21 protein-coding genes, 1 pseudogene and 1 other annotated feature are annotated in these 18,941 nt (G+C 39.8%); of the genes and pseudogenes, 15 read left to right on the top strand and 7 right to left on the bottom strand.

Going from position 1 to position 18,941, the window contains the following annotated elements; all coding sequences use genetic code 11:
• Nucleotides 1-47 precede the first annotated feature (47 nt).
• From CHH58_RS08040 to CHH58_RS18615, 3 genes and pseudogenes are all read left to right on the top strand, one after another.
• Nucleotides 48-776 (top strand): ABC transporter ATP-binding protein, encoded by a 729-nt coding sequence (locus CHH58_RS08040; protein ID WP_095232076.1) that lies wholly within the window; start codon nt 48-50, stop codon nt 774-776.
• Nucleotides 777-863: 87 nt separating this feature from the next.
• A complete protein-coding gene (locus tag CHH58_RS18380; protein ID WP_170937561.1) occupies nt 864-1,031 on the top strand; it encodes a hypothetical protein in 168 nt (55 codons plus the stop codon).
• A 92-nt stretch (nt 1,032-1,123) separates the two neighbouring features.
• Nucleotides 1,124-1,567 (top strand): annotated as a pseudogene (locus tag CHH58_RS18615) (DNA/RNA non-specific endonuclease); the annotation flags it as partial.
• A 95-nt stretch (nt 1,568-1,662) separates the two neighbouring features.
• Here the strand turns inward: CHH58_RS18615 and CHH58_RS08050 are convergent.
• Nucleotides 1,663-1,860 carry a hypothetical protein gene (locus tag CHH58_RS08050; protein WP_095262335.1) on the bottom strand — a complete coding sequence of 66 codons (198 nt, stop codon included), beginning with the start codon at nt 1,858-1,860 and terminating at the stop codon, nt 1,663-1,665.
• A 182-nt stretch (nt 1,861-2,042) separates the two neighbouring features.
• Between CHH58_RS08050 and CHH58_RS08055 the strand changes: the two genes are divergently transcribed.
• A complete protein-coding gene (locus CHH58_RS08055) occupies nt 2,043-2,483 on the top strand; it encodes a GNAT family N-acetyltransferase (RefSeq protein ID WP_095262336.1) in 441 nt (146 codons plus the stop codon).
• 78 nt (nt 2,484-2,561) lie between these two features.
• Here CHH58_RS08055 and proS read toward each other — a convergent pair whose 3' ends face one another.
• Nucleotides 2,562-3,998 carry a proline--tRNA ligase gene (gene proS, locus CHH58_RS08060; RefSeq protein WP_095262337.1) on the bottom strand — a complete coding sequence of 479 codons (1,437 nt, stop codon included), beginning with the start codon at nt 3,996-3,998 and terminating at the stop codon, nt 2,562-2,564.
• A 40-nt stretch (nt 3,999-4,038) separates the two neighbouring features.
• Nucleotides 4,039-4,256 (bottom strand) — a binding site (T-box leader).
• A 143-nt stretch (nt 4,257-4,399) separates the two neighbouring features.
• On the opposite strand from proS, the gene CHH58_RS08065 reads away from it, so the two are divergent.
• From CHH58_RS08065 to CHH58_RS08100, 8 genes are all read left to right on the top strand, one after another.
• Complete coding sequence (locus tag CHH58_RS08065; protein ID WP_249275072.1) at nt 4,400-5,083, top strand: hypothetical protein; 684 nt, start codon at nt 4,400-4,402, stop codon at nt 5,081-5,083.
• Between the two features lie 243 nt (nt 5,084-5,326).
• On the top strand, nt 5,327-7,024 hold the full coding sequence (locus CHH58_RS08070; protein WP_095262338.1) for a methyl-accepting chemotaxis protein: 1,698 nt from the start codon (nt 5,327-5,329) through the stop codon (nt 7,022-7,024).
• Nucleotides 7,025-7,166: 142 nt separating this feature from the next.
• Nucleotides 7,167-7,865 carry a response regulator transcription factor gene (locus CHH58_RS08075; RefSeq protein WP_095262339.1) on the top strand — a complete coding sequence of 233 codons (699 nt, stop codon included), beginning with the start codon at nt 7,167-7,169 and terminating at the stop codon, nt 7,863-7,865.
• On the top strand, nt 7,862-8,836 hold the full coding sequence (locus CHH58_RS08080) for a sensor histidine kinase (RefSeq protein ID WP_095262340.1): 975 nt from the start codon (nt 7,862-7,864) through the stop codon (nt 8,834-8,836). Before CHH58_RS08075 ends, CHH58_RS08080 begins: the two co-directional genes overlap by 4 nt.
• Nucleotides 8,837-8,893: 57 nt before the next feature.
• The gene (locus tag CHH58_RS08085; RefSeq protein ID WP_095232088.1) at nt 8,894-9,820 is read left to right on the top strand and encodes an ABC transporter ATP-binding protein; all 927 of its coding nucleotides are present in this window, start codon (nt 8,894-8,896) and stop codon (nt 9,818-9,820) included.
• The gene (locus CHH58_RS08090) at nt 9,813-10,505 is read left to right on the top strand and encodes an ABC transporter permease (RefSeq protein ID WP_095262341.1); all 693 of its coding nucleotides are present in this window, start codon (nt 9,813-9,815) and stop codon (nt 10,503-10,505) included. Before CHH58_RS08085 ends, CHH58_RS08090 begins: the two co-directional genes overlap by 8 nt.
• Nucleotides 10,506-10,812: 307 nt before the next feature.
• On the top strand, nt 10,813-12,087 hold the full coding sequence (gene codB / locus CHH58_RS08095; protein WP_095262342.1) for a cytosine permease: 1,275 nt from the start codon (nt 10,813-10,815) through the stop codon (nt 12,085-12,087).
• Nucleotides 12,084-13,352: a cytosine deaminase gene (locus tag CHH58_RS08100; RefSeq protein ID WP_095262343.1), complete on the top strand. Its 1,269-nt coding sequence runs from the start codon at nt 12,084-12,086 to the stop codon at nt 13,350-13,352. The genes codB and CHH58_RS08100 overlap by 4 nt, the downstream gene beginning before the upstream one ends.
• A 63-nt stretch (nt 13,353-13,415) precedes the next feature.
• Here the strand turns inward: CHH58_RS08100 and CHH58_RS08105 are convergent, their stop codons facing one another.
• From CHH58_RS08105 to CHH58_RS08125, 5 genes are all read right to left on the bottom strand, one after another.
• Nucleotides 13,416-13,910, bottom strand: a complete 495-nt coding sequence (locus CHH58_RS08105; RefSeq protein ID WP_095262344.1) for a hypothetical protein — start codon at nt 13,908-13,910, stop codon at nt 13,416-13,418.
• A 325-nt stretch (nt 13,911-14,235) separates the two neighbouring features.
• The gene (locus tag CHH58_RS08110) at nt 14,236-14,532 is read right to left on the bottom strand and encodes a DUF4176 domain-containing protein (protein ID WP_095232093.1); all 297 of its coding nucleotides are present in this window, start codon (nt 14,530-14,532) and stop codon (nt 14,236-14,238) included.
• A gap of 90 nt (nt 14,533-14,622) precedes the next feature.
• Nucleotides 14,623-15,267 carry a DUF443 family protein gene (locus CHH58_RS08115; RefSeq protein WP_095262345.1) on the bottom strand — a complete coding sequence of 215 codons (645 nt, stop codon included), beginning with the start codon at nt 15,265-15,267 and terminating at the stop codon, nt 14,623-14,625.
• Between the two features lie 9 nt (nt 15,268-15,276).
• Nucleotides 15,277-16,860 carry an LXG domain-containing protein gene (locus CHH58_RS08120; RefSeq protein ID WP_095262346.1) on the bottom strand — a complete coding sequence of 528 codons (1,584 nt, stop codon included), beginning with the start codon at nt 16,858-16,860 and terminating at the stop codon, nt 15,277-15,279.
• 20 nt (nt 16,861-16,880) lie between these two features.
• Entirely contained in the window at nt 16,881-17,159 is a 279-nt protein-coding gene (locus tag CHH58_RS08125; protein WP_095262347.1) for a YwqI/YxiC family protein, read from the bottom strand.
• Between the two features lie 485 nt (nt 17,160-17,644).
• Between CHH58_RS08125 and CHH58_RS08130 the strand changes: the two genes are divergently transcribed.
• From CHH58_RS08130 to CHH58_RS08140, 3 genes are read left to right on the top strand one after another with little or no spacing between them, the layout of a single operon-like run.
• Nucleotides 17,645-18,061, top strand: coding sequence for a YwqH-like family protein (locus CHH58_RS08130; RefSeq protein ID WP_170937562.1), 417 nt, complete (start codon nt 17,645-17,647; stop codon nt 18,059-18,061).
• Entirely contained in the window at nt 18,058-18,342 is a 285-nt protein-coding gene (locus tag CHH58_RS08135) for a YwqI/YxiC family protein (protein WP_095227442.1), read from the top strand. Before CHH58_RS08130 ends, CHH58_RS08135 begins: the two co-directional genes overlap by 4 nt.
• Before the next feature lie 12 nt (nt 18,343-18,354).
• Nucleotides 18,355-18,660, top strand: coding sequence for a hypothetical protein (locus tag CHH58_RS08140; protein ID WP_095262348.1), 306 nt, complete (start codon nt 18,355-18,357; stop codon nt 18,658-18,660).
• Nucleotides 18,661-18,941: the final 281 nt, after the last annotated feature.

The following is an 18,941-nucleotide window of genomic DNA, read 5'->3' on the forward strand; positions in this document are numbered from 1 at the left end:
TTATTTGTCCTCGCTGGACTACTAATTTATTTTGGAGGGAATATGATTTGACACCAATCTTAGAAGTACAAGATATAAATAAGATCATTGACGAAAAGGTGATATTGTCCGAATTTAATATGGCAATTCAAAGTAATACGATTCATGCATTATTAGGACCTAATGGTGCTGGAAAAACGAGTTTATTAAAGGTGATTCTTGGAATAAATCAGTACAACAGTGGGGTAGTAAGATTGAACGGTTCGACACTGAATATCCCTTATTCTAAAGAGATCCGAAGATTGATTGGCTACCTTCCTGATGAACCAATGTTGACGAACCTACTTACAGGAATGGAAAATCTAAGTTACATGAATTATATCTATGGCAAACCAAAAAGTGATGGAGAACTGGCTTCAATACTCGATTCTAATGGTATTGGTGAAGCCAAGGATGTATTGGTAAAGGATTATTCTAAAGGTATGAAGCAACGCCTTTCATTGGCCATTATGGATTTATTCCATCCCATATTGCTAATCCTGGATGAGCCAACCTTAGGATTGGATATTGTAGGGGTTAATAATTTGAAGTCTAAATTGAAAAATTACCAAAAACAAGGTTGTACTGTATTGCTAACTACCCATGACATTCACTTCTGTCAGGAAATTGCTGACAATGTTACGCTGATTAATGACGGATGCAATATAGATCAGGGGGCCACAGCTGATTGGTTATCGAAGTATGACAATATCGAGCTTGCCATGATAGACAAGTTAAACCTTTCAAAAGAGGCGTAACCTGATCAATATACTCTCTATCTTATTGTCTCTGTTTATTCTCATTTTCAAAACGGCTTTCACTGGCTTTTAAAGGAGGGGAGAATAATGAATAACAAATTGTTACTTATTATCGTTGCTGTAGTTTCAATTATTATATTTGCTGTAGGAATGAACAATTTAGACTCTATTGCTTGGACGATATTGGCTTTTGTTGGTTTTATTGCATTTATCTTCAGTATAGGATTTTTAGTCTATAGGACTATAAAAAGATAGTTGAGCCACTTAATGTGGCTTTTTTTAATGTCTGTAAATGTATATCAGTAATCTTCGGGCACGTGGATAGGTGTATTAGCTTTTAAAGCCTCAATGTAATGGCTGATTCTCTCGGAGGGGTATCGAATGCTTATATATCACTCCACAAGAAAGTACGCTTAACCGACATAGTGATCAAGCGTATATGGAAAAAGTATCTGTGACGCAGGTGGAGCCACTAATTTCGAAGCCATTATCACCTATCGGGATACGGAAACCCAGATTCCTTCAAGTTATCAGTATACCTATACTTTGATGGGTAACGAGATCGTTGATACATTTGACAATGTGAATTCTGATGAAGTAAACGAAACACTCGGTTTAACAGGTTCCGAATCGAACAGTTCAAGCACAAGTGGTGATATTTCTAGTGTTGATACAACGGTAATGGACAGGTGACGATTAAAGAAGCAAAAGCAGCAGGGCCAATAGCGAGAGATCATTGGTTATACCCATATATGGACGATCGTAATAATGACGGGATGGTAGGTGAGTAAACCCCTAGTGGACGTATCCGTTTATAAAATTCACCTAAACGTAAACACAAATGTTTACTCTATAGAAGAGACAGTATTCTAGTTATCGATGTTACTTAACCACTCTGAATGTCTTGGGTTGGTCTTGACTGTTTTAAACAAAACAAGATGTGCGTGTGGGAACGCTCTGCCCGGAAAGCTTTAGCTTTATCAAATAGTCGAGTTTGCATCGTTTTAAGTTCTTTCTGAATGTTTTCTGCTAAAGATTCTAAAGCTACGGCTGCTTTTTCGTCTGCATCGCGAGCTTTCATCAAAGCTAGATTATTCTCCTGGAAGAGGTTTTTGGGTAATGAGTCCTTGGGATGCACTTTTGCAATGAACACTTTGTAAAGGACACGTAAAAAACACGTTGATGATGTAGCTTATAAAAAACAAGCTATTAAACAAAAGAGAGGTTCTACTAATCACTATTATGTTTAGTCTAGAGAAAAACGACATGAATAAGATGTTTATAGAACTTGCAATAAGGAATTCCAATCCGGAATACAATTTAGTATCCAGAAATAGAAAAACAATTACTATAGGAGATATCAAAACAGAATTTGTTAAAGCGCAATCCTATAAAATGAGTCGCATGCTCATCAAAAATGATCATAAGTATATTGGAATCGTTGATTTTACGATGAAAAATCCTTTAGATAATACACCTTGGATAGAGTCATTTGTAATTCATAAGAAGTTTCAGGGATCGAATACCTCCAAGCAAGCTTATGATTATTTTGAAAGTATATTACGCCGAAAAACGAATACGTGTCGGCTTGCGGTATATAAAAGAAATAAATCAGCTGTTTGTTTTTGGGTGAAGATGGGCTATACGCCGTATGAAGTGAAAGTGCGTGAGGGGAAGGTGTGTCTTTTGATGGAGAAACGATACTAATTCCGAATCTATTATGAATGGTGAAGTATAAAGAAAATGGATTGATCTATTTGATCAATCCATTCTTTGCTTTAGAAATCAATATGCACGAGCAAACCAAACTGTATGTTTTGCTTCCTTGCCGCAATGCAGGCAAGTGTTTTTTGTTGTTGGCGGGTTGAATGGAATGTTGCGTGTTGTGAATTTCGTTTCTTCTTTTACGCCTTCCTCACAAGCATCATCTCCGCACCAGCCTGCTAGAACCCAGCCAGGAATTTGACCATTTTGTTCGGACTCAGCCAGATGCTGTTTCAGTTGTTCCATAGTATCGATATGCGTATGGGAATGCTCTGCGCGGAATGCTTTTGCTTTCTCGAATAGTCGAGTTTGCATTGTTTGAAGTTCTTTTTGGATGTTCTCTACAACAGATTCTAAAGCTACGGCTGCTTTTTCATTCGCATCGCGAGCTTTCATCAAAGCTTGATTATTCTCTAGATCACGTGGTCCTAGTTCAATGCGTACAGGGACACCTTTTAGCTCCCATTCATTGAATTTAAAGCCTGGTGATTGATCTGAATCATCAAGACGAACGCGGATACCCTGTGCTTTTAGAGCTGCAAAGATGTCGTCTAACTTCTCCATGATTGCAGGGTTCTTCTTCCATGGACCAACAGGGATCAACACAACTTGTGTCGGTGCTATTCTCGGTGGCAAAACAAGTCCTTGCTCATCACCGTGAACCATGATAACAGAGCCAATCAAACGTGTAGACGTACCCCAAGACGTAGTGTGTACATGCGTATGCTTATTCTCTTTGTTCAGATATTTAATATCAAATGCTTCCGCGAATTTAGTGCCCATGTAATGGGAGGTACCTGCTTGTACTGCTTTTCCATCCTTCATCATTGCTTCAATGGAGAAGGTATCAACTGCACCAGCAAAGCGTTCAGATGGAGTCTTCTGCCCATCATAAACAGGAATTGCAAGTAATTCTTCAATGACTTCTTTGTAGACGTTCAGCATTTGCATCGTTTCCTTACGTGCATCTTCTTCATCTACGTGAGCAGTATGACCTTCCTGCCACAGGAATTCAGAAGTACGAATGAATGGAAGAGTTTTCTTTTCCCAGCGGAATACATTTGCCCACTGATTGATTAGTACTGGAAGATCACGATAGCTCTTGATCCAGTTTGAATACAGGTGACCAATCATTGTTTCAGAAGTTGGACGAAGTGCTAAACGCTCTTCTAACTTTTCTCCAGCAGCTTCTGTTACCCAAGGAAGCTCTGGTGAAAAGCCTTCAATATGATCTTTTTCCTTTTGGAAGAAAGATTCAGGAATCAGCATAGGGAAGTAGGCATTACGATGACCAGTCTCCTTAAACCGCTTATCCATCTCTTCTTTAATATGCTCCCAGATTTCATAGCCATCTGGCTTGAATGCAATACTGCCTCGAACCGGCGTGTAATCAATTAAATCAGCTTTTTGAATCGTATCAATATACCATTTTGTAAAATCGTTTGTCTTTTGGGACATTGTTTTTCCTCCTTAAAATATAAAAAAGCATAGAGAGTCCAGAAAGGACGTCTCTATGCTTAACAGACGTGGTACCACCTTAGTTCAACTTAATATGAGAGATTAAGTCCTCTATACGTTTGTAACGAAACGACTCGGTTAGTTTTTGTCTAACATCTCCGTGGCAGGGTTCAATAAGAAGAGGTGATATAGCTCTCATCCAAGGCTATATTTTCTGTTTCACAATCCTTATTTACTTGGTCACATCATTGATTGCTTATTTATAATTTAATATAGCAAGTTGTTAGAAGGAGTTCAATAAGTATTATGGCAAGATATATCAAAATATAAACAAGCACCCAGATTCCAATAACGAATACACTATAAACGTTAAATTGGATATAAGTATGGGGGATAAGTTCATGTACTATGTTAATAGAGGAATTCCTTATAACGTTCCAAATCATAACACTTATATAACACCAGAGGATGCTTATCTAAGGCAGCAAAATTACAATTACAATCCATCATTGGTTCAACATAATAATCAGCCAAAGAAATGTGTGACACAAAGAGAAGTTGAGTTGATGCGGAATGAACGAAGCCTTTGGGAAGAGCATGTTGCCTGGACACGAATGGCTATCATCAGTCTGACTTTCAATTTGCCGGATGTGAATTTTGTGTTAGCACGTCTTTTGAAAAATGCGGAGGATATGGGGAATATGTTCCGTCCGATTTATGGAGATAATGCAGCAAACATGTACGCAGCATTAATTAAAGAGCATCTCTTGATAGCGGCGGATCTTGTGAAGGCTGCAATCGCAGGCAATACACAGGCTGCAAATGAAGCAGAAAGAAAATGGTACGAAAACGCGGATAAAATTGCTGTTTTCCTTAATAGTGTAAACCGATTTCTGCCAGTTGAGCAGGTGAGAGAAATGTTTTATCAGCATTTAGCTTTAACTAAGCAGGAAGCTTTGTATATGATCAATAAGGATTATGAAAAGGACATTGCAGTCTATGATCAGATTGAAAAACAAGCAAGAGAAATGGCTGATATGATTTCGGATGCTATGATAAAACTATATCCGGATTTGAGAGGGTAAAGTCAGATTCCGGTCGGTAAAGAAGTGGCTGAATTTCAGCTGCTTTTTTTATTTTCTTCATAAGAAAAATTATCAATATATTATATTGGAATTATATTTCTACCAATTCCACAATTTACATGTTTAATTCTAGAAAATATAGCCGATATATGTTAAGCCACTGTAAACGGGAAACGCATCATAATTACATTTGCAGCTAATTTCACGAATGGTAGTGGTTAGAAAACTTCAGGAGGGTGACGAATGAGAGTCATCAATCGTCTTAAGCTTGGCACAAAAATAAATTTACTTGTGTTAACAGTAGTCCTACTATTCGCTGGAATTATCTCGTATGTGGTAATGAATAATATGACGCATGGAATGAAAGGAATTGCATTAGAAAAAGCTAAATCGGATTTGCAGCTTGCCGAAGAGTATATTGACGCAGTTCATCCCGGTTCCTGGGAAATTAGAGATGGTGCCTTGTACAAAGGCGAAACCAAAATGAACGACAACTTTGATCTTGTAGATCGGATAGGGGAATTGACAGGGGATACCGTAACGATATTTCAACAGGATACTCGGGTTGCTACGAATGTAATGACTGATGGGGAACGTGCTGTTGGAACACAGGTTTCGGCTGAAGTTAAACAAGCCGTTATTGAGAAGGAAGAAAACTATTACGGGGAAGCCGAGGTAGTCGGAAACAGTTATCAAACTGCCTATTCACCAATTAAAAATGATCAGGGAGAAGTTGTTGGCATATGGTATGTCGGGGCTTCGGATAGCATGGTTGCATCAAGTATTGCTGATTTCACAAAAATATTCATTGTTGTCTTGGTCATCGTTGTGATTTTAGCCATTGTGGTGGTATTGTTCTTCACCCGAGGTATTAAGAAAAGACTGAGCCGAATCTCGCAGGCGATGCGCAATGCAGGTAAAGGTGATTTTTCTGAAGTTGTTGAGGATTCATCAAATGATGAAATAGGACAGCTGACAATGAATCTAAGTGAGATGCGAGAGAACCTGTCAGATGTAATGAAAACAATCGCTGAGACATCCGATCAAGTTGCAGCCTCGTCTGAAGAGCTTACTGCCAGTGCAGAAGAAAGCTCTAAATCTGCTGAACTGATAGCAGCTGCCACTCAAACAGCAGCTAATGGCACGGAGCTCACCATGCATCATGTGGGAGATGTGGTAGCGTCTGTTGAGCATATGCAGGCACGTGTAAAGGAAGCGCAAAAGAACGGACAATCGATCCTAACTCTGTCAGATACTGCATCTCGTAATTCACAAGATGGAACAGAAGCAGTGCAATCTGTTGTAAAACAGATGAGTGAAATCAATAACTCCGTTACCGAAATTGGGTTGTTTGTTAATGGATTAGATAAAAAATCGAAAGAAATCGGGACAATCGTTAATCTAATAAGTGATATTTCAAACCAAACGAATCTACTGGCGCTGAATGCGGCAATTGAAGCCGCCAGAGCTGGTGAACAAGGCAAAGGCTTTGCTGTAGTTGCGGATGAGGTAAGAAAACTAGCTGAGCAATCGGCTAATTCTACACAGCTGATTGCTTCTCTCATTTCGGATATCCAAATAGAAACAGATAAAGCAGTTGCAGCCATGCAGTACGGTTCGGAAAATGTGGAAGAAGGCATCCGAAAAACAGAAAACGTAAATGATGCATTCCAGTCTATTAAACAGGCTATTGATCAAGTGACAAACAACGTTCAGGAAGTCTCTCAAACAATTGAAGGAGTGTCTTCTGGAAGTAAAAGCATTGTGGAAGTGATGGACAAAGTTAAAATGACCGCGCGTGAAAACGCCGAATCAAATGAAACAAATGCAGCTGCCTCCCAGCAGCAATCTGCGGCTATGGAAGAGATTTCTGCATCATCCGAAGCTCTTTCAGGTATGGCGATGGATTTACAAGCAGCATTGGGGAAATTTAGATTTTAAAGGAACAGCCTCCTGTATATAGGGGGCTTTTTTTTATTCATGGATAATGTATAAGATCAGAAATAAAACAAAATTACCTCTATTTTTCCCGTATACTGAACGTATATAAAAATGTGATACTTCGGGAGAAAGAAGTGAAAAAATGAATGAATCCATACTGCTAGTGGAAGATGATACACAAATTAATGAGATGGTCGCGTCTCATTTGAAGAGGGAAGGATATACTGTTTTCACCGCATTTGATGGTCAGGAAGCATTGGATCTGTTTGCGCAGGAAAGTGTAGATCTAATTATTCTTGATTTGATGCTGCCTGCTTATAATGGGTTGGATATTGTACAGCTGATCAGGCGGGAGAGCATGTTGCCGATTCTGATTATGTCGGCGAAGGACAGTGATGTGGATAAGGCGCTGGGGCTTGGATTTGGTGCAGATGATTATATAGGAAAACCATTTTCGCTCATTGAATTAACTGCGAGGGTGAAGGCGGCGCTGCGGCGGTCGAAGCAGTATAGTCTGCCAAATGAAGAGAAGGAGCAAGTTGTGAGTGTGCATGATTTGAGTATTGATTTGAGTAACTTCTCTGTCAGCAAAAAAGGAGAGCCTATTAAACTCACAGCGAAGGAATTCCAGATTCTAAGCTTGCTCGCGACAAGTCCGAATCAAGTGTTCACAAAGGGTCAGCTGTTTGAAAGTGTGTGGAAGGAAGTGTATTACGGAGATGATAATGTCATTAACGTCCATATCCGCAGACTGCGTGAGAAGATCGAGGATGATGCTTCTGCTCCTAAGTATATAAAAACGATATGGGGAATCGGCTATAAGATGGAGATGCATACATGATCTATTTTGTTGCTTTTTTGGTAGTGTGCTTAGGTGTTTTGCTGTTTTTGCATTTTCGTACAAAGAGGAAAATGAGCCAAGATCTGCAGTATATGACCAAAAAACTCACAGCTATCACTGAGACTGATTCTGCTGAGCGACTATTGTTAATGACGGATGATCAGGGACTGCGTGATTTGCTGAACGAGATTAATAGTTTACTAGATTATCATCAGGAATCTATGGCAGATCTGGCTCGTCTGCGGATATCCACTAATCGGATGCTTTCAAATGTTTCGCATGATTTGAAAACGCCGCTCACTGTCATTTCTGGATATATTGAGACGATTCAGCATGATAAGCAGTTTAGTGTACAAGAGAGAGAAGTCCTTCTGGCCAAAGTACAAGTAAAGGTCATGGAGGTTGCGGGATTGATTAATACCTTCTTTGACCTGGCGAAGCTGGAATCGGAAGATTGGCAGCTGGAGATGGAACGGATACAGCTGAACGAGGTTTGCCGAAAAACAATACTTGGCTATTACGATACCCTAACAAGTAAGGGGTTTGCTGTACATATTGATTTGCCGGAGGAGTCGATACATATAGAAGCAGATCCGGCTGCGCTGACTCGGATTCTAGAGAATCTATTGTCTAATAGCATTCGCTACGGTAAAGATGGAAAAACCGTTGGCATGACTTTGCGTCAGGATGAGGAGAACGTCTACGTAGATGTGTGGGATAAAGGAAAAGGCATACAGGAAACTAATAAAGATCGGATATTTGAGCGGCTTTATACAGCGGATGATGCAAGAACTTCTACAGCACAGGGCAGCGGCCTTGGTTTGATGATTGCCAAGCGTTTGACAGAGCAGATGCAGGGACAAATCCATTTCACCAGTATACCGTATACGAAAACCACCTTTACACTTACATTCCCGAAGCCGAAATTAGACGATTACAGCAAACTTAAGAAAGTCGTAAGGATTCCGTAAGTGGAATGACAGTTTCCTTTGGTAAAGTGAAGGAAATCAACGAAAAGGGGTTAGCGTATGACATATGCTATTAGAACGCATCAGCTGACAAAGGGGTACCGAGGGAAGGACGTTGTTTCCAATGTCAGTATGAATGTAAAGCGCGGCGAAATATATGGTTTTCTTGGCCCGAATGGCGCGGGAAAAACAACCATTATGAAAATGATGACCAGTCTCATTAAACCAACAGGCGGGGATATAGAGGTGCTCGGGACGAGGCTGCAAGCCAATTCTCATGAAGTACTCAAACGGATAGGCTGTATTATTGAATATCCTATTTTTTACGATAAGCTATCTGCCAGAAAGAATCTAGAAATCTATTGTGAATATATGGGCTACTACAAGAAGGATGCTATCTCTGAAGCTTTAGCATTAGTGAATTTGAAGAACGTGGAAGATATCCCAGTTAGAGAATTTTCTCTTGGTATGAAACAGAGATTGGGAATTGCAAGAGCGATTGTGACAAAGCCAGAGTTGTTGATCTTGGATGAACCGGTGAATGGTTTGGATCCGATCGGCATGCAGGAGCTTCGGGATTTGTTTTATAAGCTCAGCAGGCAGTACGGTGTTACGCTGTTAATCTCCAGTCACATACTTGGGGAAATCGAACATATTGCAGATACAATCGGGATTATCAGGGAAGGCAGATTAGTTGAAGAAACAGCCATGGCAGAAATACGCGGCAATCACACAGAGCATATCGAGCTTTCGGTATCCGACTATCCTAAAGCAGCTTATGTATTAGAGCATGAGCTACAAGCGATTAACTTCCAAGTGAAGGAAGAAGAAGGTCTGATCAACGTCTACGATCCTGCAATCTCCCAGAATGATATTATACTGGCGATGGTTCGCAATGGCGTAGACATCAGCAAGATCAACAATAAAAATCTATCACTGGAAGGCTATTTCATGCAGCGGATGGAAGGGAGCAAAAAACATGCTTAATCTTATGAAGTTAGAAATGAAAAGGATGAATTTCCTTAAGATAGGTGTGACATTCCTTCTCATTAACGCAGGAATATTTGGTATCCTTCTATTGCTTGGTGTCGATGCCGAAATAACAGCCGAGTCTATTTCCGCCGCAGATGAAATTATGATGTTTATTGAGATTATGGCGGTGGCTGCATTTGTTATTTATGCCTCGGTTCTGCTATCGAACATGATCATTGAGGAGTTTAAGAGTAAAACGATAACAGTCCTGTTCACCACACCTGTTAGTCGGAAGCAATTGCTCCTGGCAAAAGTCCTCGTCATAAGCTTGTTAACCTTTGTGCTGTTTCTTGTGTCAGTATATCTGCTGGCGATTCTTTTCAGCCTTCTGAATAATTTGTACGGGATCTTGTGGTTTTCATTCCCGTTGAATCTCTTATGGGAAAACACAGTGCATCTGTTGGTAACAGGAGTTGCGGTGGCAGGGATGGCGCTTATTCCATTATTCTTTGGGATGATGAAATATTCTGTACCAGCAACTATCACATCTTCTATCTTGATCATTGCTATTTTATCCTCTTCGATTAATAGCGATGGCACAAATTTGTTCTCTTTCACTGCTGTGCCAGTAGTGCTTGGTATTATCGGGTTTATCATAGCTTACTTAGTCATAAGCAAGGCGGTAAAGAAAGATTTTTGATCTGCTGGTGAATATAGTAATAGTAGTTGTCGCACTCATAAAATTACTTTTTCTATTTCACCTGTAAGATGTATTGCATATTGACTTTCCTCAAAAACATTGTAATAATATCTTTAATTGAATACTGGTACCTTTAATTCAGTCCCGTGAGGCTGACAAGGACATTCGGAAACTATGCGGAGTATTAGGGATAGCTATACCCTTATATCCTCATGTTTAAAGAGGCTTCCTGTCAGTGATGGCAGGAAGCCTCTTTTCTTTTTTCCTCGGTACCAGTTTTAGTCTTACTAAAACAGGAGGAATTACAATGGAACAGAAAAAGATAGATCATGATTTTTCATTAAAGGCAGTACCCTTATCAAATCGAAATGGTTTTTGGAGAATGCTCATGGTAATGCTTGGGTTTACCTTCTTCTCCGCGAGTATGATAGCAGGAGGAACTTTAGGGCTAGGGTTATCGATGACGCAATTCATATGGATTGTACTTGCGGGAAATTTGATTTTAGGTATATATACAGGGGCGCTCGCTTATATTTCGGCTAAAACGGGCCTCTCCACGCATTTATTGACACGATATGCATTTGGTGAAAAAGGATCCTATTTATCTTCCTTCCTATTGAGCGCTACACAAATTGGCTGGTTTGGCGTCGGGGTGGCGATGTTCGCTGTACCAGTTCAAAAGGTGACAGGAATTGATACTACTTTATTGATTGTTATTTTTGGATTATTAATGACAGCTACAGCTTTCTTCGGAATGAAAGCTTTAACGATTTTAAGCTTTATCGCTGTTCCGGCAATAATTGTCTTAGGTGGATATTCAGCTTTTGGAGCAGTGAATGATATTGGTGGGGTGGATGTGCTTATGCAGCATAAGCCAACTGAAGCGCTCGGTGTAGCGGCAGCACTAACAATCGGTGTGGGATCGTTTATCAGTGGGGGGACGTTAACGCCTGACTTTACTCGATTCGCAAAAAGCCCAAAAGTGGGAGTCTCTACAACGGTTATCGCATTTCTTATAGGAAATTCCCTTATGTTCGCGTTCGGTGCAATTGGCGCAATCGTTACAGGTCAGTCGGATATTGCAGAAGTGATGTTCATGCAAGGGCTTATCATACCGGCAATTATCGTCTTGGGCTTGAATATATGGACGACAAACGATAACGCGATCTATGCTGCAAGTCTGGGAATCTCCAACATTACTAAAATCAAGAAAAACAAAGTGGTTATAGTAAATGGTATTATCGGCACAATCTTGGCTATGTGGCTGTATAACAACTTTACAGGTTTTCTTACAACATTAGGGTCTGTGCTGCCGCCAATCGGTGCCATCTTGATTGCAGACTACTTCATTGTACGACGCGGGAAGTATCCAGCGTTTGAAACGATGACATTTAAAGCAGTAAACTGGAATGCAATGATTGCCTGGGCTATCGGAGCTGGTGCAGCGAAGTTTCTGCCTGGTATCCCGCCATTAAACGGGTTGATTGGTGCGGCGGCAGTATATGTAGTTCTTTCAATCATTACAGCAAAAGCAGCTGAAGCGAAACTAAATCTTAATATGGAAAAGGTGACAGAATCATGATTATTACAAATGCGAAACTAAGAAATAGAGAAGGCCTCTGGCAAATACAAATCACAGAAGGAAAGATTGAAAGAATCGCGCAATCTATCGAATCAAACCGAGATGAGCAAATCATGGATGTGCAGGGCAACCTAGTACTGCCGCCATTTATTGAACCGCATATTCACCTAGATACGACGCTAACTGCAGGCGAGCCGAACTGGAATGAAAGCGGGACGCTGTTTGAAGGGATTCAGCGCTGGTCAGAGCGGAAAGAACTGCTCACGCTGGAGGATGTAAAAACACGGGCGAAGCAAGCGTTGAAATGGCAGATCGCGCAGGGCATTCAGCATGTACGTACGCACGTCGATGTGACAGACCCTGAATTAACAGCTTTAAAGGCATTGCTTGAAGTAAAAGAAGAAATGGCATCTTATGTCGATCTGCAGCTCGTTGCTTTCCCGCAGGAAGGAATTCTATCTTATCCAAATGGTGAGGAACTGCTGGAAGAGTCCCTTCGCATGGGAGCAGATGTTGTCGGCGGGATCCCGCATTATGAGTTTACGAGAGAGTACGGCGTAGAGTCTCTGCAGACAGCATTTAAATTAGCCGAAAAATACGACCGTCTCGTTGATATCCATTGTGATGAAATCGACGATGAACAATCCCGTTTTGTTGAGGTAGTAGCAGCAGAAGCCCATCGCTACGGCATGGGCGAACGAGTGACAGCTAGCCATACAACCGCTATGGGCTCTTATAATGATGCATACACATCTAAATTATTCCGCCTGCTGAAATTGTCCAATATCAACATGGTGGCGAATCCTTTAGTCAATATTCATCTGCAAGGACGCTTTGACACATATCCTAAACGAAGAGGGATTACAAGAGTGAAGGAGCTTCAAGAGGCCGGAATCAACGTCAGCTTTGGGCATGATGATATCTTTGATCCTTGGTATCCATTAGGAACAGGTAACATGCTGCAAGTACTGCACATGGGGATTCACGTAACGCAGTTGATGGGCTATGATCAAATCGTTAACAGCATTGATATGATCACGACTAACAGTGCAAGAACACTTCATATTGAAGAGAAATACGGCATTGAAGAAGGAAAGCCTGCTAATTTGATCGTGTTGGAAGCTGAAAATGAATACGAGGCGATTCGGAAGCAAGCTGCTGTTCTGTATTCTGTAAGGAATGGTGAGGTTATAGCGGAGACTAAGCCGAGGGAAACGACTTTAACATTTGGTGAAAAAGTGGAGAATGTCACATTTAGAAAGTAAAAGTTTTAAAGTTAGGCTTATACAAGGATAAGAGATTGGATAATTTCCAATCTCTTATTTATTTTAACCTGCTTGGCTGGCCTGTACCGCCGGCTTGCCCTGAATGTATTTCCTAAATGCAAAACGAACGATTGGTCCAACAATAAGAAGCTGTAAAGGCAGCGCGAAGATAAAGTTTTTCAGTGTAATTGTTCCGTAGCTACTAAGCCATGATGAGCCATCTAACCCATTGGCGGCATAAGAAGAAACAAGTCCGAATACGGACATGAAAAGCACCATTCCGACAACCATACAGCAGGAAAGCACCAAAATTGCCGGTAGCCGCTTGGATTTATCAAAAGGTAGTGAAAATGCGACTTTATGAGCAAGCGGACCAACAATAAAGGACTCTAATAGGAAAGCAATGACAAATCCCATTGCGAATTGCAGAAGCATTCCCTGTAGAGAAATCACACCAATTAAGTCATTAACAATCAAATTATACATCGTCATTCCCAAGACCATCCCCACACACATCATAAGTCCAAAAATAATCTTCTCTTTCTTGGTTGTAGGCAAAATATCTTCATCCCCTCTGTGTAAAAGCACTTGCAAGTATATCGAGGGGAGGGGGTATGACATAAGTGAACTTTTTGTGAACATTATGGAAGGGATGAAAGCTTATATTACGCGTATTGAGTTTAAAATTATAGGAGAGATATGGGTTTAAACTAATGAATTATATATGCTTGTGCTTGGAATTTTAGTGTCTTTCATTTCTAGTTGCTAGGCCATTTCACTACTAATTTTCCGAGTTCTCTTGAGAGCAGTCAATAAAGAAGAAAAAAAGATTTAGTAAAAAGACAAATGAAGCACCAAGAAGATCTTGTGCTTCATTTGTCTTTTATTTTAGTGGCCCACTAACAATGCCTTTTTGAATCTCATTTTCCTTAAGCCATTGATTATACAAAGTCTCAAATCGTTCTTCATCACTATCCTTAAATCCTTCAAAAACTACTTCATCAATATTCTCTTCATTAAAGTAAAGAACGGCGTCAGCGACTAAACCTTGAGGGTATACAGAGGCTGAGTAATCAAACATCTTTTGTTCCCCTTCTAACTCTATAATGGGGCCGCGGTTCAGAATCATGAGTTTACTTGTACCTTCTTTTAAAAAGACGATTGATCCGATTGGGAGCATAGTTATTCCTCCAATATTTTGTGGATTAGTATGTAACACCATCTTAGCTGCGTAAATTACATTAATATACGACAAGAAATAGCATAACTTCTAATTCTGTGTCTGAAATTTTACCTTTATGTTCCCAGGCCAAACAGCAAATAAATTACCCATAGTGAGTAAAAACAAGGTAATCATATAGAACACTAATATAATTGTATTTCCATAAGAGACATATGCATAAATCATACCAATGACAAAAGCCAAAATGAAAATATAGTATAGTATATATCCTAATAAGAATTTTAAATCTCTAAATTTCACAATTAATTGTGTATCTTCCACATCGGCTCCATCTATATGACGTAATAGATTTTCCTGATTTCTTTTACTTATATGACTTCTTAATAAAAGTATTAGCAACGTAGTAATGCCAATGATTATTAAAGAAAGAGGAATGGAGATATTTACATCAAAACGATTCATTATAGGTCTTAATAAATTGGCAATAGCTAAACCGATAGCTATTGCAAGTATATTTACATAACTGCCTTTTTCTTTAGTGCTACGTTTAACAACGTTATTTAATATGTCTTGGTTTGTAATTTTGTACGCCTTGTGAGGGAAAAACCAAAATAAGAAGGGTATATATATAAGCCACTTTGGATTGTCCTTATCTAAGATATAATAGTCATTATCGATAGTTATGAGATTGTAACGCATTTTTTTGTATACAAAGTTAGCTTGTGCATTCATATATTTTCTTTATCCCCAATTCATCGGATTAATTGCATTAAAACCACTACTGATTGCTTCTCCTATATCTTTAGTTGTTTCAGCTATGGAATCTATGGCATCGCCTGCGGCATCTTTTGTGCTTTCCCATGCTTGATCTATCTTACCACCCACATAATCTAAACCATCCTGTAGTCCTAATATATTATTATCGTAAAAGTAGTTGAATCCACCTACAAGCACTGCACTAACTGCAACCCCACCTAATACAGCCCATCCAGCTGGATTTGAACCTAACAAGAATGCTGTTGCAGCTGTACCAAGAAATGCGCCTGCTGAACCTAGGCCCAGAGAAGCTGAATTGTGAACTAGAGCCTCTCCGAAACTTTTATCCTTTTGATTCATATCCTCATACATACCTACTCCAAAACCAACTGCCATGATTCCTCTACCAAGCCATTTCCCGCTATTCGTTATTGCTTGACCAGTATTCTTTAGGGAGTCTGTGAAGCCTGCTGTATTTGGATTTACCATGACAAATGTATTGGGTACATCAGGGCCTTTGGTGCCAGTCATAACAGTGATAAATCCGCCGAGTTTTGTTGTTGTCCTTCCAACCTGTTGCAAGACATTGGCAAGAAAATCATTAGAAAAGTCTTTTTGCATTTTTTCTTTATTTTCATTAATGTAATCAAGTACGGAATCAGGGACATCTTCTTCCAATTCCTCTTCTTGTAACGTGACTTTCGTTTTCGATGCAAGCGTGTATATATCATAATATTCTTCTCGTGTTATATTCCCCTGCTGGAGATCTGTTAGAGCATGATCTAATAAGACACGAAAGCTCTCATGCATACCATCTGACTTGTGATCTTTTGCAGCTGCAATCGCAGCCATAGGAAGATACTTAATATTATCCTCGGTAATCTCTACATTTCCGTCTCCATAACTTTGCTGAATGACGCTTTGATAAGCATCCATATCCTGCAGGGATACGGTATTGAAGTCATTTATCGATATAGCGCCACTACTTAATCCGGTTGTCATTTCGGATAGATACTTTTTCATTGTATCTAGATCACTTTGTGTTTCTTGCAGGTGAGATGCGTGTTTACTATCGAGTTCGCCTAGATCAGTAATCACTTCGTCTATCTGGCGTTTGCCTTTTTCAATATACGTTTCAAAGTCAGAATAACTAATTTGTGCTACAAACCTAATATCCGCCACACTAGATAATACTTGATTCATATTCTCTGAGACACTAGCAACTTTTGATTTAGCTCTATCTAGTCCGGGGTGCAGCTCATTGTCTAAAAAGTCTTCACTTATGTATCCTTGATGGCTGGATTCGAAGGTTTGAACGTCATTCTTCATATTTTCCAGCCTGTTTTTATAATCTTCCATAGATTGAAGCAGGAAGGTGAGAAAGGGGGTGTGAATTTCGTTGTAGTAAGAACGGATAGCCTTGCCTGTTTCTCCTTTTAAAGCATCATCTAAGCTATAGAGATTCTTGACTTTTTGCTGCAGGTTTGATAGTTGTTCGGAAAGCACGTCTAAATCTATCTTGGACGTTTCTATACCTTTGTGAATTTCCTTTACTGCGAACTCTTTCAACGTACTTCCTCCTCGCTTGTTTACTTTAAAGCGATGTTATTGCCAAGTGCTTGATCTAATTCGACTAGCTCCTGTACTGCTGCTTCCGTCGCTGCTATGTTATCTTGAAACAGCGTAATGAACTGACCGAGAAGGTTTTCGTATTCTTGCTTGATTTCGTTGTAAACGTCACTCATGCGTATGTCTCTATTACCGTCCATAGTTTCGCCGAGCTGTTTTTGTAATGCTTGCAGGGCATCGCTCATTTCCTGGATGCCTTTTTGAGCCTCGGCTTGGTTAATTTTTATTTCTCCGCTCATGGAAGGGCTCCTTTCCATAAAAACTGCTATTTTTACCCTAACGAATTTAATTTCCAATTTGTAGAGTATTAAGTACCTTTTTCCTCAAATAATTACCGTCTGTGACTAGGGAAATAGTTTTATATGCTCATTTCTTGTCTTGGAACGCTAACCTATTACCCGTTTTGGTGGATAAATATTACAAATAATTACATAAATTTGATTTGAGATAATTTAGAACGGGAAAAAAGTGTGCATGTGGGAGGGGTAAAATTCTAATAAGGATGCGGAGTTCGAATAATCTTCCGAACCAATAGAGAGTTTTACATGGTACGAAGCTAGATACGGTGTGTTTCATATCTGAAATTCACAACCTTTTTACCATTACAATTCGGTCGTATTTTGGAAAAACAAGGCAGAAGTCTTACAGATTTTTTGCTGGAAATCCTTTACTGTAGTATTGATAAGTTATTGAGCGGTGATGTAAAGCAAGGAGGATGATCAGAATGTCATTAGCTTCCATAGATAGTCAAATCCGTAGTATGAATAGTTCAATCAATGGGTTGCGTGGGCAAGTGCTCCAAAAGCAAGAAGAAGTGCGGCGTCTTGAACGTGCGATCTCGGAAATCTCCGGTCTGCAAGGAGATTATGAAGAAAGCAGGAAATATTGGCGGGATATCGATTTGACAGCCCAGACGTGGAGGGGAGAACTTGCTGATAAGTTTGATGCTTTCCGTAACGGAGAGCTGTCGGCTAGCTTTACTGATGTGTCTCAAGATGAAGTGCAACGAGTTCTGGCGTCTCTAGAACAGGCGAAGGGTATGCTTGTTGCTGAGATTGATTCATGTCAGATGCAGATGGCAACGAAACAAAGTTCATTAGATCGGCTGCGTGCAGATAGGAAGAAGGAACTGCAGTCATGAGTGAGATTAAATTAAAAGCAGATCTTGTCCAGCAGAAACTGACGGACCTCCGAAATTCCGTGTCTGATTTCCAATCTGGAAAATTAGATAAAGGCAGTGGTCGAGAGATGCTTGATGTCCAGGCTAAGATCAATGATATTAATGTATCGCTGAATAGTCTTATACAAGAATATCAGCAGATGGCTCTGCAGCATGTAGAGGCAAGCCAAGATGCTGTGGATTCCCTCGAGAAATTTGAACAGACAGTGGCTAAAGCAATTGATGCCCTTACCATAGGATAGGAGCGATCACGCATGGCGATTCATGTGAAACGTAACACAGGTATGATGGGTGGATTAGCTAGGGTTGCTTTATATGTAGATGGGCAGCATACTGCAAAACTCGGCAATGATGAGGGTACGACTATCAGCCTTGGTGATGAGCCTAATGTGGAGGTAAGAATCAATATGACTGCATTACTTCTTTTTATAGCTGCCATGGTCTGCTTGATTATAGGTGTCATGATTGCACCCATAGTAGCTGCAGTGGCAGTTGTGCTCTTTTTTGTCTGTATCATTTATGGATCGAAAAATTGGTTCCAGTTAATAAATGATAAGTAATAAAATATGAATCTGCTTGTGATGTTTCAACGTAGATAACTTATGCCAGTGAGTACCTTTGAAGTACATATTCACTGGCTTTTGTTGTTTTATTGGATGTTTGTATCTTTTTTCCTGTATTACTTCAATCTCTGTATAACAAAAGACTTGAATCTGCATTTTTCTTGTTAGTAACTTTGACGCATTTTAAGAGTGGGTCGTTGATACAGGCGCGATTCATAATAGAATGAATGAAGATAAGTGGATATAAATGTATTTTTAATTAACTTGCTGGGATATAG

It is taken from the genome of Terribacillus saccharophilus (assembly GCF_002272745.1).
In the GTDB taxonomy this organism is placed as follows: Bacteria; Bacillota; Bacilli; order Bacillales; family Amphibacillaceae; genus Terribacillus; species Terribacillus saccharophilus_B.

Coding starts and splice junctions, on each gene's coding strand:
- CHH58_RS18380 (WP_170937561.1), top strand. CDS start 864: ATGAATAACAAATTGTTACTTATTATCGTTGCTGTAGTTTCAATTATT.
- CHH58_RS08055 (WP_095262336.1), top strand. CDS start 2,043: ATGAATAAGATGTTTATAGAACTTGCAATAAGGAATTCCAATCCGGAA.
- proS (WP_095262337.1), bottom strand. CDS start 3,998: ATGTCCCAAAAGACAAACGATTTTACAAAATGGTATATTGATACGATT.
- CHH58_RS08065 (WP_249275072.1), top strand. CDS start 4,400: ATGTACTATGTTAATAGAGGAATTCCTTATAACGTTCCAAATCATAAC.
- CHH58_RS08070 (WP_095262338.1), top strand. CDS start 5,327: ATGAGAGTCATCAATCGTCTTAAGCTTGGCACAAAAATAAATTTACTT.
- CHH58_RS08075 (WP_095262339.1), top strand. CDS start 7,167: ATGAATGAATCCATACTGCTAGTGGAAGATGATACACAAATTAATGAG.
- CHH58_RS08080 (WP_095262340.1), top strand. CDS start 7,862: ATGATCTATTTTGTTGCTTTTTTGGTAGTGTGCTTAGGTGTTTTGCTG.
- CHH58_RS08085 (WP_095232088.1), top strand. CDS start 8,894: ATGACATATGCTATTAGAACGCATCAGCTGACAAAGGGGTACCGAGGG.
- CHH58_RS08090 (WP_095262341.1), top strand. CDS start 9,813: ATGCTTAATCTTATGAAGTTAGAAATGAAAAGGATGAATTTCCTTAAG.
- codB (WP_095262342.1), top strand. CDS start 10,813: ATGGAACAGAAAAAGATAGATCATGATTTTTCATTAAAGGCAGTACCC.
- CHH58_RS08100 (WP_095262343.1), top strand. CDS start 12,084: ATGATTATTACAAATGCGAAACTAAGAAATAGAGAAGGCCTCTGGCAA.
- CHH58_RS08110 (WP_095232093.1), bottom strand. CDS start 14,532: ATGCTCCCAATCGGATCAATCGTCTTTTTAAAAGAAGGTACAAGTAAA.
- CHH58_RS08115 (WP_095262345.1), bottom strand. CDS start 15,267: ATGAATGCACAAGCTAACTTTGTATACAAAAAAATGCGTTACAATCTC.
- CHH58_RS08125 (WP_095262347.1), bottom strand. CDS start 17,159: ATGAGCGGAGAAATAAAAATTAACCAAGCCGAGGCTCAAAAAGGCATC.
- CHH58_RS08130 (WP_170937562.1), top strand. CDS start 17,645: ATGTCATTAGCTTCCATAGATAGTCAAATCCGTAGTATGAATAGTTCA.
- CHH58_RS08135 (WP_095227442.1), top strand. CDS start 18,058: ATGAGTGAGATTAAATTAAAAGCAGATCTTGTCCAGCAGAAACTGACG.
- CHH58_RS08140 (WP_095262348.1), top strand. CDS start 18,355: ATGGCGATTCATGTGAAACGTAACACAGGTATGATGGGTGGATTAGCT.